We start from the raw sequence: 16479 nt of genomic DNA on the forward strand, positions 1-16479 counted from the left end.
AGCGAAGCATGCCGGGCAGCAGCGTCATCCACAGCGATCCGGAAATTCTTGGCGGCACGCCCGTGTTCGCCGGCACGCGCGTGCCGCTGAAGAACCTCACCGACTAACTGAGCGCGGGTCACCCGCTCGATGAATTCCTCGATGACTTTCCCGGCGTGACGCGCGAGCAGGCCGTGGCTGCACTGGAAGAGGCAACGGAAGCATTGATCGAGCGCGGAGGGACTGTTGGATGAGTGCATGACTCCCGGAGGTATTTGACCTTACCCGTCCAGGCGCCGATAATAGTCCCTTCCCGCCCCCGCTCCTCCGTGAGGGACCATGTCCGAGACGCTCGCCCCGCCCGTCGCCGCGCCCGCACCCACCCCTGCACCCGTCTCCGGCCCCTCCGCGCCGGGGCGGCTCCAATCGCTGGACGTCTTCCGGGGGATTACGGTGGCGGGGATGCTCCTGGTGAACAACCCGGGGACGTGGAGCGCGATCTATCCGCCGCTTGCGCACGCGGAGTGGCACGGGTGGACGCCCACCGACCTGATCTTCCCCTTCTTCCTCTTCATCGTCGGCGTGGCGATGGCGTTCTCGCTGCTCCCGGCGGCGGAGCGGGGGACGCCGCGCGGCGAGCTGATGAGGAAGTCACTGGTGCGCGGGATCAAGCTGTTTGGGCTGGGGCTCCTGCTGGCGGCCTTTCCCTTCTACAACCTGGACCTGGCGCACCTGCGCATCCCCGGCGTCCTGCAGCGGATCGGGGTGGCGTTCGTGGCGGCGTCGGCGCTGGTGCTCTTTCTCAAGCCGCGCGCGCAGGCCTGGGCGACGGCCGCGCTCCTGCTGGGGTACTGGGCGGCGATGCGCCTGATCCCCGTCCCCGGCTACGGGGCGGGCGACCTGGGCAAGGACGGCAACTTCGCGGCGTACGTGGACCGGGCCATCATCGGCACCGACCACATGTGGAAGTCGGCGAAGACGTGGGACCCTGAAGGGATCTTCAGCACCCTGCCCGCCATCGCCACGGTGATGCTGGGGGTATTCGCGGGGCGATGGCTGCGCTCCGCCCGCCCGCCGGCCGAGAAGGCGACGGGGATGTTCTTTGCGGGGAACGTGGCGCTGGTGGCGGGGCTGATCTGGCACGCCGCCTTCCCCATCAACAAGAACCTGTGGACCAGCTCGTACGTGGTCTTCACGGCGGGGATGGCGCTGAACTTCCTGGCGATGTGCTACTGGACGGTGGACGTGCGCGGCTACCAGCGGTGGGCGCGCCCCTTTCTGGTCTTCGGCGTGAACGCCATCGCCGCCTTCTTCCTGTCGGGCATCATGGCGCGCATTCTCGGCCTGGTGAAGCTCCCCGCCACCCCCGAGCCGGTCGCGCTGAAGACATGGATCTTCGACAACGCCTTCGCCTCCTGGCTCTCCCCCGTCAACGCCTCGCTCGCCTTCGCCCTCTGCTTCGTCCTCTTCTGGATCGGCGTGATGGAGGTGCTTTACAGGCGGCGGATCTTCTTCAAGGTTTGAGGGGAAAGTGCTAAGTGCTAAGTGCCAGGTCCTGAGCTGCTATCACTTAGCACCCAGGACTTGGCACTTAGCACTTCCGTTTACCGCCGCCCAACCCCGGGCGGAATCGTAATCGTCACCCGCTGGCCGGGGCGGACCTGCATCTCGAAGCTGGTCGCGGTCTGCTGGTTGCCGATGGGGTCGGCGACGAAGCGGAGGGTGCGCCCCTGCCCCACCGCGGTCGCGGGGATGCGCAGGTTGGCGGTGGCGGTGGCGCTCACCATCCCCAGTCGGGTGCGGCTGCTGCTCCCCGCCTGCACCACGTAGATGGTCATGTCGAACCAGGCCCGGTTCTCCACGCGCAGGGTGGCGCCCTGGTTGCCCGGAGCGACGCTCCCGGGCTGCCGGGACGAGGCACACCCCGCCGCCAGCAGGAGGAGCGCGAGAACGGAGAACGAACGACGAGTACGCATGGGCCTCATTCCAGTAAGAGGACTCCCGCGGCTATCTGCCGGGATACGGGAGCATCGGGACCTGCCAGCGGCGGAAGAGCGCCAGCCCAACCATCACCAGCAGGAGAAGGGCGAACAGGATCATCGTTCCGTACAGGCACCCGGTGACCCCGCAGCCGCCGGGCGGCGTGCGGTTCGGCCCGGGCTCGGGTGGAAGCCGGACGATGCCGTCCGGGAGGTCGTCGTTTTGCCGCAAGCGTGTGCCGGGTTGCGAGGGTTCAGCGGCCGAGCCGCTCGATCTGGTCTGACTCCACGACGACGGTGCCGCGCACCCCTTCCTTCGCCAGCCGCACCAGCGCCGCGGCCACCGTCGCCGCGTGGATCGCGCGGTACTTCCGCAATCTAGCCCGCAGCAAGGGTGAGAGGAGCGGCGCCACCTTCTGCGCCAGCGCCTCCGCCGGGCGCCTCTCCGCGCGCGTCCCCAGGAGGAGCGAGGGCCGAAGCAGCGCCACCCCCGCGAAGGGAAACCCCGCGATCGCCGCCTCCGTCTCCCCCTTTACGCGATTGTAGAAGACGCGCGACCCCGCATCCGCCCCCGCCGCGGAGACCAGGAGAAAGTGGCGCGAGCCCGCCCCCGACGCCACTCGCGCGGCGTGCACGGGAATGTCGTGGTCCACGCGCCGGAACGCCTCCTGTGACCCCGCGGCGCGGATGGTGGTTCCCAGGCAGCAGAACACGTCCGCCCCGCCGAACGCCGGCGCCTGCCCGTCCAGCAGCCGCTCCACATCTCCAGTGTGTTCGTCCAGCCTGGCGTGCGCCCGCCCACTCGCCCGCCGTCCCAGAACCGTCACTCGCCCATACTCCGAATCGCCCAGCAGCAGATCCAGGCAGTGCCCGCCCACCAGCCCCGTCGCCCCCAGCAGGACGGCGGCGCGCGGGGAACGGGGAGCACTCATGGCGACGCGTCGAGAACGGCGAGCAAACCTTGCTCGCCGTAGCTGATGATGCTCCTGTCACGAGTGACTAGCGTCGCACCCAGATCTCGCGCGGTCGCGATCAGGATGCGGTCCGCCGGATCGCCGTGCACGGTCCCAGGAAGAGAACTGCTGTCGAGTGCTACCTCGGGCGAGAGTTCCGCCAGTCGCACGCCAGGGACACCAAGCGCGCGCCGCACCCAGTCCTGTATCCCACGGGAAAGCGTGAGCCGCCCTTTCGCCTCGAGCATCCCAACTTCCCACACTGAGATCGCGGACACCCAGACCCGCCCGTCGGTCTGCGCCCGTTCCACAGCATCCAGCACCGTAGATGGAACCTCGTCCGTGCGCCCTTCCATCACCCAGATCCAAACGTGGGTATCGAGGAGAAGCGGAGCGGCGGGCATGTCAGGCATCCGCGTCCCACTCCTCGTCGATCGGAGAGATGAGATCCCCGTACGCCGTGACGCTCCCGGCCAGGTATCCGACCATGGATACGGGGGATTCTTCAAACGGAACGAGCTTGGCTACAGGGCGTCCGTACCGTGTGATTACCACTTCCCCGCGTTCCTGCCTCACCTGTTCGATAAGCTGCAGACAGTGCGTTTTGAAGTCTCCCGCGGGCACCCAACCGGCCTCATTCGCGGCGTAGGGCGGTGCAATCTCGCGGACACTCTGGCGCGGACGCTTCTTCGGCTCGTACATACCGCCTCCTTGTCGACCAACAATATACGACCAACAGTTCTGCCGAACAAGCTTAATGACGCCAGCTCACTCGCCGTACAGCCCGCGGTAGAGCGCGATGTTGCGGGTGAGGATCTTCACGTAATCGCGCGTCTCCTCGAAGGGGATGCGCTCGGTGAACAGCTCCGGGTCGCGCGCCTCGGGGAAGCGCCGCCAGCGCGCCACACGCCCCGGCCCCGCGTTGTACGCCGAGAAGACGTACGGGAGGTTGCGGTCGTAAGCGCGGATCTGCGCCGCCAGGTAGCGGATGCCCAGGTGGACGTTGATTTCCGGGTTGTAGAGCATCTCCGTGTCCCACCCGCGGATCCCCGCGCCGGCGGCCAGGCCGCGCCCCGTGCCCGGCATCACCTGCATCAGGCCGAGCGCGCCGACGGGCGAGCGCGCCCGCGCCCTGAAGACCGACTCCTGCCGCGTGAGCGCCGCCACCAGGAACGGATCCAGCCCGCGCTCGCGCGACTCCGCCTCGATGATCGGGCGGTACTGGAGGGGATAGAGGATGCGCAGGAGGCGCGCATTCGGCTTCTCGCCCTTCGCCTCCAGCGCCCGCGCGATCCGCACCCCGTGCACCGTCCATCCGCGCGCCGCCAGCGCCTCCCCCAGGGCGTAGCGCGTGGGGACGTCCTCGGGGGCGGAGCGCACCACGCGATCGACCTCCGCGTCCGCATCGGTGTGCATCCCGGCCTCGCGGAGGAGGTCGGCGGCGGAGAGGGCGTCGGCCATGCGCGTGGCGAGGTCGCGGTTGACCGGGGGGGCCGGGTCGAGCGCGGCGGGCCAGTATGGCGTGTTCAGCCGCCGCGCGGCGAGCACCGTGTAGTACGAGACCGGGGCGCGGGTGCGGAGCTCGGCCCAGCGCTCCCGCGCGCCGGCGGCGTTCCCGGCGGCCTGGTGCGCGCGCCCCGCCCAGTACGTCGCCTGCGCCCACCCCTCCGTCTCGCGGGTGTGCGCGCGCAGGCCGTCCCACAGCCGCGCCGCTCCGGCCGCATCGCCGCCCAGGAGCGCCGCGCCGCCCACGCGCATGGACGCCAGCGCCGCGCGCGGGCTCGATGGATGCCGCTCCATCACCTGCCGGTAGGCCGCGAGCGCCGCGGCGTCGCGGCCGGCATCGTCGTCCAGGTCGGCCATCAGATAGAGACCGTCGGCGGCCTCGGGCGCGTTCGGGAAGCGGGACGCCAGCTCGGCGAACGCGGCGCGCGCGCTCCCCGGCGCACCGCGCAGCCGCGCGCGCCCGAGGAAGTACAGCGCCAGCGGCCCGGTAGGCGCCGCGGCGCGCGTGATGGGAACCAGCGCCGTGGCGGCGTCGGCGTAGCGGCCCGCGGCGAAGAGCGCTCGGCCCATTCGAAGCTGCACCGCGTCGCGCTCGGCCGGGATGCCCGCGCCGGCCGCGAGCCAGGCGCGGAACTGGCCCGCCGCCCGGTCCGGTGCGCCGCGCCCCAGCCAGGTCTCCGCGAGCGCCATCCGGTCCGCGGGCGTGAGGCCGCCGATCCGCTCGATCCCCTCGCCCGCCTCACCCGCGCCCGCGCTGGTGGGCGCCGCCGCCAGCGCCGCGCGGAAGTCCTGGCGCGCGGCATCCGCATCGCCGGCGGCGGCGGCGGCGCGGCCGGCGGCGGCGCGGATCGCGGCCCGGTCCGGCTCCGAGCCCGCCTGCGCTCCAAGCGCGAGCACCCGTTCGCGCCCCGACCGCGGATCGCGCGCACGGATGTACGCCTCCACCACCGCGCCCGCCGCGCGCCCGGACGGCACCTGGGCCGCCGAAGAGACGAAGCGCCGCACGCGCGCCGTGTCTCCCGCGGGGGCGAGCGCTTCCGCGGCCAGGAGCGCCGCCCACCCCGCCGCGGCGGAGGAGCCGGGCCCCATCCGCCCCAGCGCCGCCACCCCTTCCTCCGCCCGCCCCGCGCGAAGCAGCACGAGTCCGTGCCGCAGCTCCGCGACGGTGCGTTCGGCCTGCGGCGCGCCTCGCGCGGGGTGGGCGCGCAAGTAGCGCTCGTAGGCGTCGGCCGCCTCTGCCCAGCGGCGCTGATCCTCGCGCGCGCGGCCCAGCAGGTACCACCCGTCGCCGCCGCCGGCAGAGTCCAGCCACGGCTTGCCGTCCAGCAGCGAGCGAACCGCGCCCCATGCGCCCCATGCGGCGTTGGCGCGCGCCGCCACCAGCACGAGCTCCGGGTCCGAGTCCGCCTTCACCAGCTCCCGCAGCCGCCGCGACGCCCGCCAGTGGCGCCCCTCGCGCAGCAGCCGGAGGACGTCGGCGGGAAGATCGACGCCGTACGCCGCCGCGGCTTCGGCGGGGGTCGGCGCGCTCTGGATGGGTCCGCGTGCCGCCGTCACCTGGGCTGCCGCCTCGGTCGTCTCGGTGCGCGGGTCCCGCCCGGTCAGCCGCGTGGCCGCCCAGATCAGCGGGAGCACGAGGAGCATCGCTGCGGCGAGGATGTAGCTCTGGCGACGGTTCATTCGAAAGGGACGACGGGTGACGGCACGCGCAAATTCGCTCGGGTGCGAGGCTTGCGAATCACGTGCCCTCACGGGGAGCGGCGGGTTCCATGGGTGCCAGCGGAGGAGCGATGGAGCACGAAGGAGCGTTCGGCGCCGCCGAGCAGTTCGTGCAGAACGGGGTGGAGTGGCTGCGCCTCGGCGTGGAGTCGATCGGCGCGCTGGTGATCGCGGCGGGGATCGTCGCGGCCATCGTCAGGGCCGCGAACCTCTGGCGCAGGGGCGCGCCGCGCGCATACACGGCCCTGCGGCTGACGCTGGCGCACTACCTGGCCGTCGCGCTCGAGTTCCAGCTCGCCGCCGACATCCTCTCCACCGCCGTCGCGCCCACCTGGGAGCGGATTGGGAAGCTGGCCGCCGTCGCCGTCATCCGCACGGGCCTCAACTACTTCCTCGCCAAGGAGATGGCGGCAGAGGAAGCGCACCTCCAGCGCCGCGCGGCGGACGGAACGCCGGAGGAGCTGCGGACGACGCCGTGAGGGGCCGGCAGGCCCCCTCCCCCCGACCCCCTCCCCCGCCTGCGGGGGCGCAGGGCGGGTGAGGGGGAGAACTGCATGTGGTGGACGGCTAATCTGGACTGGTGGGCGCGTTTGACTTACATCCGGAGGCGATCATGTGGCGCAGGATGCTTTGCGGGGTGCTGATGGCGGGGGCCTCAGCCGGGTGCGCGAAGGGGGAAGGCGCAGATCCCGGCGCGCAGAGGGCTGAAGCTGCCCCTTCCCAGCCGAGCGCGCTCGACAGCGCAGTCGTGCGGCTCAGCAACGGGACGCAGACCGATCGCGATTTTGCGGCGCTGGAACAGGCTGCCCTTCGCGGCGACTATCAGGCGCAACGGAACCTTGCGTGGTGGCTGTCCGACTCGACCACACCCGGGCACAGCCCACGCGTCGGGCGGAACCAGTTACTCGCCTGTGCATGGCGCATGGTCATCCTGCGCTCCGGATCAATGAGCGTCGATCGCAGCGACGCCGCCAACATGGAGATTGACTGCGGGCAAAGGCTCTCGTTAGCAGAACTCAGCGCCGCGACGGCGCAGGCTGAGCGCCTTTATGAGCGGATTTACCCCTCGCGTGAGGGTGGCGGTGTGCAGGGCCCGTAAAAACGCCGCCGAGGCGGCGCGCTGTCAGAATGCAGGAGACGAAGAGCGCGTCGACCCGATAAGCGTTCAATCGGGCCGGCGCGTTTCTGCTGGCCGCGCGAGATAGGCGCGCAATTCATCGCGCCCACGCCCGCACTGCACCGCCGCCGCCCCCTTTAAAACGTCAGGCGCCGCACCACCTCTCGCGCACCGCGTCGGTACACGGTAAGACATACTAGCTCGCCCTCAGGGTCGCGCACTTCCCACCAGCGCGTGCGGTTGCGCTTGCAGTACGTGAATGCTGGGCGCACAACAGACGACCCCTGCTCGGACGCTTGTGGCTCTTGCACATCCATCTTCCACCTCCAACTCTCTTGACCCTCGGCGCCCGGCAGGGCTAGCTTGGTTCATTGGGCGGCCTTTAGGTCGGTCCGTTTTCAAGGCTGGCCGAATCTTCTTAGCGGGAGAGCGGACAGCCTTTTCTCTTGCCCTGCTGGATACAATTTAGTATCCATAGGCGAGGATGTCAACCAACACGTATCCAGGCGAATGGATTTCAAAGAAGCTAGTTCACGGCTGACGACTTGCCACAACCTCGCGGATCTCGCCAGTGAAACAGGAATGTCGGAAGCCACCATCCGCCGTGCGCGACTGGAGCCCGGCAGTTCTGCCTACCGCTCACCACCACCGCAGTGGAGGGATGCGATCATCCGCTTGGCGGAGCAACGGATTGAACAGCTACGCGAGTTGGTTGCGGCCCTTCAAGCGCGACCCTGACCGACAACTGCTAACCCGGTGCACCTTTCCGAAACGAAAGACCCCAGCCGGTCCTAAGAGGTAAGTGACGAAAACCGTTCGAGATCTCGGCGACTTCCGCGCGGTTAAGTCTCTCCCACTAAAGAGCCAATTATGGATGAATCAAATTCCCACCGGGACCAAGTTACGACGTTCGAGATCGCTGGAGGGATCGGCCAAGCTGATATGTTTGCACGTGCTCACCCGGCTTCGCTCGAGGGCCCAGGCAAAGCCTGGGACCTGGCCAAAACAGTGATTGATCACGGTGGGTTCATGTTGTTGACAGTTAATGACATCAGCGCGGAGCACACCATCCGCGATTCTGTGATGGCCGCTCTCCTCAGAAGAACTCTGATCACAGCGGAGGGTGTACGCCTGCTAATCGCCAACGGCTTGGAGGAGTCCGCTTTTGCTTTAATGCGAACCCTAGTCGAACTAAAACTGAACGCTAAGCTCCTCAGGTCTGACCCGTCCGACAACCTCGCCCACCGTCTCGCGGCTTACCACTTCCTTCATGGAATGCGTCAACAGCAGCGTGTTTTGGACAATGCAGACACGCGTGCCATGTTGAAGCGAGGCACTGCAAACGATTTCGACTGGACCATCAATACTGCAAAGCGTCTCCGAGCCTTCTTCGAATCCGAGAACTTTGACAACGTGCGTGAGGCGTCGAAAACTCACCAGCACTGGCATGGGAAAAAGAATATTGAGGAGGCATTTGAGTGTGTTGGTAGCATATCAGACTACCTTCAAATATACAGCTTATTCTCGCCATTTGTTCACGCCGCTAATCCGGAAGCCGACTTTGCAGACGTGATTGACGGGAAGCCGGCTTTGAAACCTTTGGTACAGCGTGACCCATCCATGACAATTCACCTACTGGGGGGCCTTGTTCTCACCACTCTGGAGATCTTAAGACTATTCATCGACAGCAAAGAGGGTGCGAAGTACGACGACACCGTGAAAGTGACGGATTCCGCGACGGGTGAATCATTTATGATCAGTGGGATTTCCGCATTAGAGTTCGAAGCGGCGACGCTGTTCGAACCCTTCTTCAATCGAAAGGCAGAATCTCGAACCTCCTCGAGTGGTACCAGCGAATGAGCCTGAGCATAGGCGACTGTTTCTATTCACTCGCGGCGGAGGTTGTGTGCAGGATAGACTGTTTAGTTGCTGAATGATGCGGCAACACTGGTAATGTGAACAAGGAAGGGGCGCGGCTCGTCGGAGAGCCTCACCCCTTCCTTGTTTTACCCATACATCAACTATTGCAGAATCGGCAATCCGCCCCCGCCGTCGCTCCCCGCGCCGAGCGGGACCTTGATGCAGGCCGCGAAGTGCCCGCCGCCCTTGTCCGCCAGCGGGGGGACGATCTTGGCGCAGTCGGCGTCCTTGAGCGGGTGCGGGCAGCGCGGATGGAACGGGCACCCCGACGGCGGGTTGGCCGGCGAGGGGACGTCCCCCTGCAGCACCACGCGCTCCCGCTTGATCCGCGGGTCGGGGATCGGCACGGCGGAGAGGAGCGCACGCGTGTACGGCATCAGCGGGTTCTTGTAGAGCTGGCGTGAGTCCGCCAGCTCCACGATGCGCCCCAGGTACATCACCGCCACGCGGTCGGAGATGTGCTCCACCACCGACAGGTCGTGCGCGATGAAGATGTAGGTGAGCCCCAGCTCCCGCTGCAGGTCCTGCAGCAGGTTGATCACCTGCGCCTGCACCGACACGTCGAGCGCGGACACGGGTTCGTCGCACACGATCAGGTCCGGCTCCACCGCCAGCGCCCGCGCGATGCCGATGCGCTGCCGCTGCCCGCCCGAGAACTCGTGCGGATAGCGGACGGAGTGCTCCGGGCGCAGCCCCACCACGCGCAGCAGCTCGGCGATGCGGTCGTTGGCCTTCTGCCCCTTGGCGATCCCGTGGATCCCCAGCACCTCGCGGATCGTCTCCGCGATGGTCATGCGCGGGTTCAGCGACGAGAAGGGGTCCTGGAACACGATCTGGACGCGGCGGCGCATCCGGCGCAGGTCGCCCTTGTCCATCGTGAAGATGTCGTTCCCCTCGAAGTGCGCGCTCCCGGCGCTCGGCTCGATCAGGCGCAGGATGCTGCGCCCCATCGTGCTCTTGCCGCACCCCGACTCGCCCACCACCCCCAGCGTCTCGCCGCGCCGCAGCGCGAACGACACGCCGTCCACCGCCTTCACGTCGCCCACGTGGCGGTTGAAGAAGCCCTTGTGGATGGGGAAGTACTTCTTGAGCCCGCGCACCACCAGGAGCGCGTCCGGCGGCGGCTCCATGTCGTCCGGCGTGGAGCCGCGCAGATCGCTGTCGCCCTTGGCGGGGGGAAGCACCTCGCGCCCCGGCGGCTCCGGGATGCGTGCCACCTGCGCGCGCTCCTCGGCGCCCGCGCCCGCCGGGCCGCGCTCGATCCCCTCGCCCACCAGCCCCTCTGCCCCGGCGTTCGGCTGCGAGCCGCCGCTGCGCTGGCCGTCGCCGGCGCCCTGGCCGCCGGCGGGCGTCGGCCCTTCGGGTGTCGCCGGCATCAGATGCCCTCCGCGGTCCTGGCGTCCACGTCGTCCGGCGACCCGGCCACCGACGCCACGGGGCCGGTGGCGGAGACCGCGCCCGCCGGAGTGAAGCCGCCGCCCGCGCGCCGCACCTCTTCGCGCTGCTCGGGGTGCTCCACGAGCCAGCACTTGTTCTTGCGTCCCGGGCCGATCTCGAACAGGGGTGGCTCCTCGTGCAGTGTCTTGTCCCAGTGGTACGGGCAGCGGTCGTAGAAGCGGCACCCGGCGGGCCAGTTGGTGGGCGACGGCACCACGCCGGGGATCACCGCCAGCCGCTCCACCTGTTCGCCCAGCTTGGGCATGGAGCGCAGCAGCCCCTCGGTGTACGGGTTCTGCGGGTTGTGGAAGACGTCGTCCACCGAGCCCTCCTCGAACACCTGCCCGGCGTACATCACGATCACGCGGTCGCACGTCTCGGCCACCACGCCCAGGTCGTGGGTGATCAGGATGATGCTCATCCCCAGCTCCGACTTGAGCTTGTTGATGAGCTCCAGGATCTGCGCCTGGATCGTCACGTCGAGCGCGGTCGTCGGCTCGTCGGCAATCAGCAGCTTGGGGGTGCACGAGAGCGCCATGGCGATCATCACGCGCTGCCGCATCCCGCCGGAAAGCTGGTGCGGGTACTCGTCCACGCGCTGGTGCGGAATGGGGATCCCCACCAGCTCCAGCATCTCGATGGCCCGCGTGCGCCCCTGCTTCTTGTTGAGCCCCTGGTGCAGCCGCAGCGACTCCACGATCTGGTCGCCCACGGTGAACACGGGGTTCAGCGAGGTCATCGGCTCCTGGAAGATCATCGCGATGTCGTTGCCGCGGATCTGCCGCATCCGCTTCTCCGACGCGCGCGCGATGTCCTCCATCTCCCCGTCCTGCCCGCGGAAGAGGATGCGCGACTCCGGCTGGATCTTCCCCGGCGGCTCCGGGATCAGCCGCATCACGGAGAGCGAGGTCACGGACTTGCCGCTCCCCGACTCCCCCACGATCCCCAGCGTCTCGCCCGGGTTGACGTGGAACGACACGCCGTCCACCGCGCGCGCCACTCCCGCGTCGGTCTTGAAGTAGGTCCGCAGGTTCTCCACCTGCAGGATCGGCCCCGCCCCGCCCCCGTTCGTCAAATCAGCCCCCATTCCTTTTCGAGGACCCACCATTCGTCTAGGAGCGGCTCGCTCCGCAGCCATGCCGGGTCGATCCACATCCCTTCCATGACCTCGCTTCGTATCCGCCCGTCCTCGTCGGGTAGGACAACGTCGTACCCACCCGGCCCCAGACGGTACACCTCGAGCTTGTTGCGCAACGGGTCGACGATCCAGTACTCGCCCACTCCACCCGCTTCGTACTCGTAGAATTTCTCGCCCCGGTCTCGACCCCGGCTATCCGGGCTGATGACCTCCACGATGAGGTCGGCGGGGCCATCCAGGTACGTCTTTTTGATGCGGCCGAGGTTCTCCGTGCGTACGAAAAGCACGTCCGGCTCGCGCGCCCCCGCCTCCGGCCCGGCCCGCATGTAGAACGGCGCATGCACCACCCGGCCCAACCGCCGCCTCTTCGCGAACAGGTTGAGCAGCGTTGTGAGGAAGACGGTGATCTCCGCGTGCCGGTCCGTTGCGGGGCTCATCTCCACGATCTCGCCGTTGACCCACTCCACGCGGGCATCCTCATCCACCGTCGCGAGGAACTCCTCGAACGAGATGGTTTCGGCGGAAGGAGCGAGGCGCGCAGCCATGTCACGTCCTCAGCCGCGGGTCCAGCGCGTCGCGCAGGCCGTCGCCCAGGAGGTTGAAGGCGATCACGGTGAGCACGATGGCGATGCCGGGGAAGGTGGCGATCCACCACGCGTCGATCAGCGCGTCGCGGCCGTCGGCCACCATGTTCCCCCAGCTCGGCGTGGGCGGCTGCACGCCCAGGCCCAGGAAGGAGAGCGACGCCTCCGTCAGGATCGTCTGGCCGATGCCGAGGGTGGCGGAGACGATGACGGGGGCCATGGTGTTGGGGATCACGTGGCGCGAGATGATGCGCCAGTCGCCCATCCCCAGCGCGCGCGCGGCCTGCACGAACTCGCGCTCGCGCAGGCTGAGCACCTCCCCGCGCACCAGTCGCGCGGTCCCCATCCACCCCGTGAGCCCCAGCACCACCACCACCAGCCAGATGGAGGGCGAGAAGAGTGCGATCACCACGATCAGGAGCACCAGGCGCGGGAACGACAGCATCATGTCGGTCAGGCGCATCAGGATGGTGTCCACGTAGCCGCCGAAGTAGCCGGCCAGCGCCCCCACCAGCGTCCCCAGCGTCACCGAGATCCCCACCGCGATGAACCCGATGGTGAGCGAGATGCGGGATCCGTACAGCACGCGGGAGAAGATGTCGCGCCCGAACTTGTCGGTCCCCATCAGGTGCTCGCCCGAGGGCGGCAGGTTGCGCATGAGCACGATGTCGCCCTGCGCGGCCGGGTCGTACGGCGCCACCAGCGGGGTCACCAGGGTGATGACGTACAGCAGGATCATCACCGCGAGCCCCGCCATGGCCAGGCGGTTCTTCTTGAAGTGCCGCGAGGCGATGGACCACTGGCTGTCGCCGCGCGGCTTCGCCACGCCTGACTGCCTGCGCCGCACCCCGCGTACGGTGTAGTACGCCAGCGCGATCGCCATCACGGCCATCGTTGCCGCCGCCAGGTACAGGTCGGCGGTGATGCGCCCGCCGCGCCCCATTCCCCACAGCCGCTCGCGCGACAGGAAGAAGAGCGCGAGGACGAAGCCCCAGGCCAGCATGGCCAGCACGATGCCGGTCCACGCGGCGCCGCCGGGGCGCACGCTGGCGCCACCCATGCCCGCGGCCGTCCCCGGAAGCGGCTCCGGGGGCGAAGACTCTACGTTGGGAGAAGCTCGCATCGCCGCCTTAATCCGTACGGATGCGGGGGTCGACCACCGCGTATAGGACGTCCGAGAGCAGGTTGCCCGCCACCACGATGGCGGCGATCACGAACGACGTGGCCATCACCATCGGGTAGTCGCGCTGGAGGATGGCGTCGACGATCGCCCGCCCCATCCCCGGCCACCCGAAGATCGTCTCCACCAGCACCGCGCCGCTGAGCAGGAAGGGCAGGTACAGCCCCAGCAGCGTGATGATGGGAATCAGCGCGTTCCGCAGCGCGTGCTTGAACACCACCGTCCGTTCGCTCAAGCCCTTCGCCCGCGCGGTGCGGATGAAGTCCTGGTGGATCACCTCCAGCATGGAGCCGCGCATGTACCGCGCGACGCCCGCCGCCGACCCGATCCCCAGCGCCGTGGCGGGGAGGATAAGGTGCATGATGCGGTCGCTCACCTTGCCGCCGAAGCTCAGGTAGTCGTACTCCACCCCCGTCATGCCTGACGCGGGGAACTGGATGGGCCACCCGGCCGTGTTCGCCTTGAGCGAGAAGATCAGGATCAGCATCAGGGCGAACCAGAACGACGGCATCGAATAGAAGAAGAGCGCCAGGAAGGTGAGCACGTTGTCGGCGATGGAGTACTGCCGCACGGCCTGCACGATCCCGATCAGCATCCCCACCGCGAAGATCACCACCAGCGAGATTAGGGTGAGCTGCACCGTGTTCCACAGCACCTCCGGCAGGATCTCGCCGATGGGCCGCATCTGCCCGAACGAGTAGCCGAAGTCGCCGCGGATGAACGACCAGAGCCACTTGAAGTACTGGATGTGGAGCGGCTGGTCGAGCCCCAGGTTGCGCCTCATCTGCTCGATGACCTCGGGGGCCACGTTGGGCGAGAAGAAACGCGCCGTGGGGTCCCCGGGCGCCAGGTGCACCACGAAGAAGATCAGCGTCAGGATCCCCAGCAGCAGGGGGATGGCGCCCAGGATGCGGCGCAGCAGGTATCCGATCATTCAGTGCCCGGGGTGGGTCGTTAGTGCCAAGTGCTGAGTCCTGAGTCCTGAGTCCTAAGTCCTAAGTCCTAAGTGCCTGGTGCCTAGTTGCGGGCGCTGTCTTTGGGCGGCTCGGCGGCGGTCATGCTGGGGGCGCCGCGGCCCTGGCGCGCCCGCGGAATCCACCACTCCCAGGCGTTCTGGTACGCGCCAAAGGTGTCGATGTGGATGCCGCGCAGGCGGTCGCTCACGGCGTCCACCTGATCGTAGAAATAGAGCCAGGTGTACGGCTGTTCCTGCACGATTCGCTCCGCGGCGGCGCGCCACAGCGGGTTGGCCTTTTCGGGGGTGGGCTGCTCCTTCGCCTGGCGCATCAGGCGCTGCCCCACGGTGTCCCGGTACGACACGATGTTGAGCTGCGCATCCGCGGCGAAGAGCGGGGTGAGGTCCGGGTTCAGGTTCACCCCCCAGCCGCCCAGCACCGCCTCGTAGTCCTTTTCGATCTGGCGGTCCATGAAGGTGTTGAACTCCTGCTGCTGGAGCCGCGCGTCCACCCCCAGCGCCTTCCACTGCTGCTGAAGCACGAGCCCCACGTCTGCCCGGCGCTGGTTTCCCGTGTTGATCAGCATCGTGAAGCGGAAGGGCTTCCCATCCTTGTCCAGCACGCCGTCGCCGTCCGTGTCCTTCCAACCGCGCGCTGCCAGGATGCGCCGCGCCCCCGCCGAATCGTAGGCCAGCGGGCGCATCCGCTGCCGGTCGTACACGTCCTTGAAGATGGGCGGGTACGGCCCTCCCGAAGGCTCCGTGAACTCGCCGAGCTGCAGCGAGCGGATGATGCGCGGCACGTCGATCGCCATCCCCAGCGCGCGCCGCACCTGCGGGTCACGGAAGGCCTCCACCTTTTCCGGGTTGTAGGCCACGAACTCCCAGAAGCGCCTCGCCTCGCGCTCGAAACGCAGGTTCGGTGCCCTTTGCCGCAGCCCCGGAATGCGGTCGGTCGCCAGCCCGCGCACCATGTCCACGTTCCCCGTCTGCAGCTCCACCAGCCGCGTCGTCATCTCCGGCACCACGCGGATGACGATGGACTGCAGGCGCGGCGCGGGGCGGAAGTGCGGGTTGGGTACGAAGGTGATGCGCTCCCCCGGCTTCCAATCGCCGATGCGGAAGGGGCCGCTCACCACCAGCTTCGTGGGATCGTTGAGCGAGGGATGCGTGCGGAGCCCCGCCGGACCCGCCGCCTCGAACTGGTGGCGCGGCGCGATGGTCATCGCCGACGCGAAGTGCATCTCGGGCGAGCGGCGCTCGAAGTAGAAGACCACCGTGGAGTCGTTCTCCGCCTTCGCCGAGTCCACGGCCGCCACGTCTTCCTGGCGCGGCGAGGCGACGCGGGTGTCCTTGAGCATCCGGTACGTCCACACCACGTCGTGCGCGGTGATCGGCTTCCCGTCTGACCAGCGCAGCGCCGAGCGCATCCGGTAGCGGAGCGAGGCGGAATCCGGCGTGGCGTATTCCCAGTGCCACGCCATCGCCATCGGCGACTCCTCGGAGAGCAGGTACTCGAGCCGCCCGTTGCGCCAGGCGCTGCGGGTGAGGCCCATGTACATGATGTCCACGATGTCCGAGTCGAGCGACGACTGCCACACCAGGGGCATGGGCCGCTCCATGTCGTTGGCCTCGGCCAGCACCGCCGTCCCACCGGGCTCCGGCCGCGCCGCGTCGTTGCCGGTCAGCGGCGGACGCAGCTCCTCCGGAGGCCCCTCATCGCCGCCGCAGGCCGCCAGCACCACCGCGACCAGGAGCGCCACCGCCCCGCCGTTCTTCATCCGCATGAAGGTCATCTTTCGTGGGGTCGGGAGGTACGCTTGGTTCTGGTTTTCGAGACGAGCCCTGGTGCTGACCCCCTTTTAGTGCCAAGTCCTAAGTGCCAAGTCCTGAGTAACAGCACTCCGCACTTAGCACTTAGCACTTAGCACTTAGCACTTAGCACTTAGCACTTAGCACTTAGCACTTAGCACTTAGCACTTAGCACTTAGCACTTAGCACTTAGCACTTAG

The 16479-nt window shown here is 68.2% G+C and carries 16 protein-coding genes and 1 pseudogene; 5 read left to right on the forward strand and 12 right to left on the reverse strand.

The genetic code is table 11. From position 1 onward, the window contains the following. The first annotated feature begins 8 nt into the window (after nt 1-8). Both VF584_11190 and VF584_11195 read left to right on the forward strand, forming a co-directional pair. Nucleotides 9-233 (forward strand): annotated as a pseudogene (locus VF584_11190) (DUF433 domain-containing protein). Between the two features lie 85 nt (nt 234-318). Next, nucleotides 319-1503, forward strand: a complete 1185-nt coding sequence (locus tag VF584_11195; GenBank protein HEX8210732.1) for a heparan-alpha-glucosaminide N-acetyltransferase domain-containing protein — start codon at nt 319-321, stop codon at nt 1501-1503. A gap of 80 nt (nt 1504-1583) precedes the next feature. On the opposite strand, the gene VF584_11200 is transcribed toward VF584_11195, so the two are convergent. From VF584_11200 to VF584_11225, 6 genes are all read right to left on the reverse strand, one after another. Next, a complete protein-coding gene (locus VF584_11200; protein ID HEX8210733.1) occupies nt 1584-1955 on the reverse strand; it encodes a hypothetical protein in 372 nt (123 codons plus the stop codon). Between the two features lie 31 nt (nt 1956-1986). Beyond that, on the reverse strand, nt 1987-2190 hold the full coding sequence (locus VF584_11205; protein ID HEX8210734.1) for a hypothetical protein: 204 nt from the start codon (nt 2188-2190) through the stop codon (nt 1987-1989). A gap of 22 nt (nt 2191-2212) precedes the next feature. Continuing rightward, nucleotides 2213-2890, reverse strand: coding sequence for an NAD(P)H-binding protein (locus VF584_11210; GenBank protein ID HEX8210735.1), 678 nt, complete (start codon nt 2888-2890; stop codon nt 2213-2215). After that, nucleotides 2887-3324 carry a type II toxin-antitoxin system VapC family toxin gene (locus VF584_11215; GenBank protein HEX8210736.1) on the reverse strand — a complete coding sequence of 146 codons (438 nt, stop codon included), beginning with the start codon at nt 3322-3324 and terminating at the stop codon, nt 2887-2889. Before VF584_11215 ends, VF584_11210 begins: the two co-directional genes overlap by 4 nt. Further along, nucleotides 3317-3613, reverse strand: coding sequence for a type II toxin-antitoxin system Phd/YefM family antitoxin (locus VF584_11220; protein ID HEX8210737.1), 297 nt, complete (start codon nt 3611-3613; stop codon nt 3317-3319). Before VF584_11220 ends, VF584_11215 begins: the two co-directional genes overlap by 8 nt. 66 nt (nt 3614-3679) lie before the next feature. Next, complete coding sequence (locus VF584_11225) at nt 3680-6097, reverse strand: transglycosylase SLT domain-containing protein (protein HEX8210738.1); 2418 nt, start codon at nt 6095-6097, stop codon at nt 3680-3682. Between the two features lie 110 nt (nt 6098-6207). On the opposite strand from VF584_11225, the gene VF584_11230 reads away from it, so the two are divergent. The 3 genes from VF584_11230 to VF584_11240 all read left to right on the forward strand — a co-directional run bounded on the left by VF584_11230 (nt 6208) and on the right by VF584_11240 (nt 9113). Further along, nucleotides 6208-6615, forward strand: a complete 408-nt coding sequence (locus VF584_11230; GenBank protein HEX8210739.1) for a DUF1622 domain-containing protein — start codon at nt 6208-6210, stop codon at nt 6613-6615. Nucleotides 6616-6749: 134 nt separating this feature from the next. After that, nucleotides 6750-7235, forward strand: coding sequence for a hypothetical protein (locus VF584_11235; GenBank protein HEX8210740.1), 486 nt, complete (start codon nt 6750-6752; stop codon nt 7233-7235). Nucleotides 7236-8123: 888 nt separating this feature from the next. Further along, on the forward strand, nt 8124-9113 hold the full coding sequence (locus tag VF584_11240; GenBank protein HEX8210741.1) for a DUF5677 domain-containing protein: 990 nt from the start codon (nt 8124-8126) through the stop codon (nt 9111-9113). A gap of 161 nt (nt 9114-9274) precedes the next feature. On the opposite strand, the gene VF584_11245 is transcribed toward VF584_11240, so the two are convergent. From VF584_11245 to VF584_11270, 6 genes are all read right to left on the reverse strand, one after another. Further along, on the reverse strand, nt 9275-10549 hold the full coding sequence (locus VF584_11245) for a dipeptide ABC transporter ATP-binding protein (GenBank protein HEX8210742.1): 1275 nt from the start codon (nt 10547-10549) through the stop codon (nt 9275-9277). Next, a complete protein-coding gene (locus VF584_11250) occupies nt 10549-11697 on the reverse strand; it encodes an ABC transporter ATP-binding protein (protein ID HEX8210743.1) in 1149 nt (382 codons plus the stop codon). Before VF584_11250 ends, VF584_11245 begins: the two co-directional genes overlap by 1 nt. Further along, a complete protein-coding gene (locus VF584_11255) occupies nt 11682-12293 on the reverse strand; it encodes a Uma2 family endonuclease (protein ID HEX8210744.1) in 612 nt (203 codons plus the stop codon). Before VF584_11255 ends, VF584_11250 begins: the two co-directional genes overlap by 16 nt. Nucleotide 12294: 1 nt before the next feature. Further along, entirely contained in the window at nt 12295-13455 is a 1161-nt protein-coding gene (opp4C, locus tag VF584_11260) for an oligopeptide ABC transporter permease (GenBank protein HEX8210745.1), read from the reverse strand. Nucleotides 13456-13462: 7 nt separating this feature from the next. Next, nucleotides 13463-14446, reverse strand: coding sequence for an ABC transporter permease (locus VF584_11265; protein HEX8210746.1), 984 nt, complete (start codon nt 14444-14446; stop codon nt 13463-13465). 83 nt (nt 14447-14529) lie between these two features. Continuing rightward, entirely contained in the window at nt 14530-16263 is a 1734-nt protein-coding gene (locus VF584_11270; GenBank protein HEX8210747.1) for an ABC transporter substrate-binding protein, read from the reverse strand. Between the last annotated feature and the right edge of the window lie 216 nt (nt 16264-16479).

Source organism: Longimicrobium sp. (assembly GCA_036389135.1).
GTDB lineage: Bacteria > Gemmatimonadota > Gemmatimonadetes > Longimicrobiales > Longimicrobiaceae > Longimicrobium.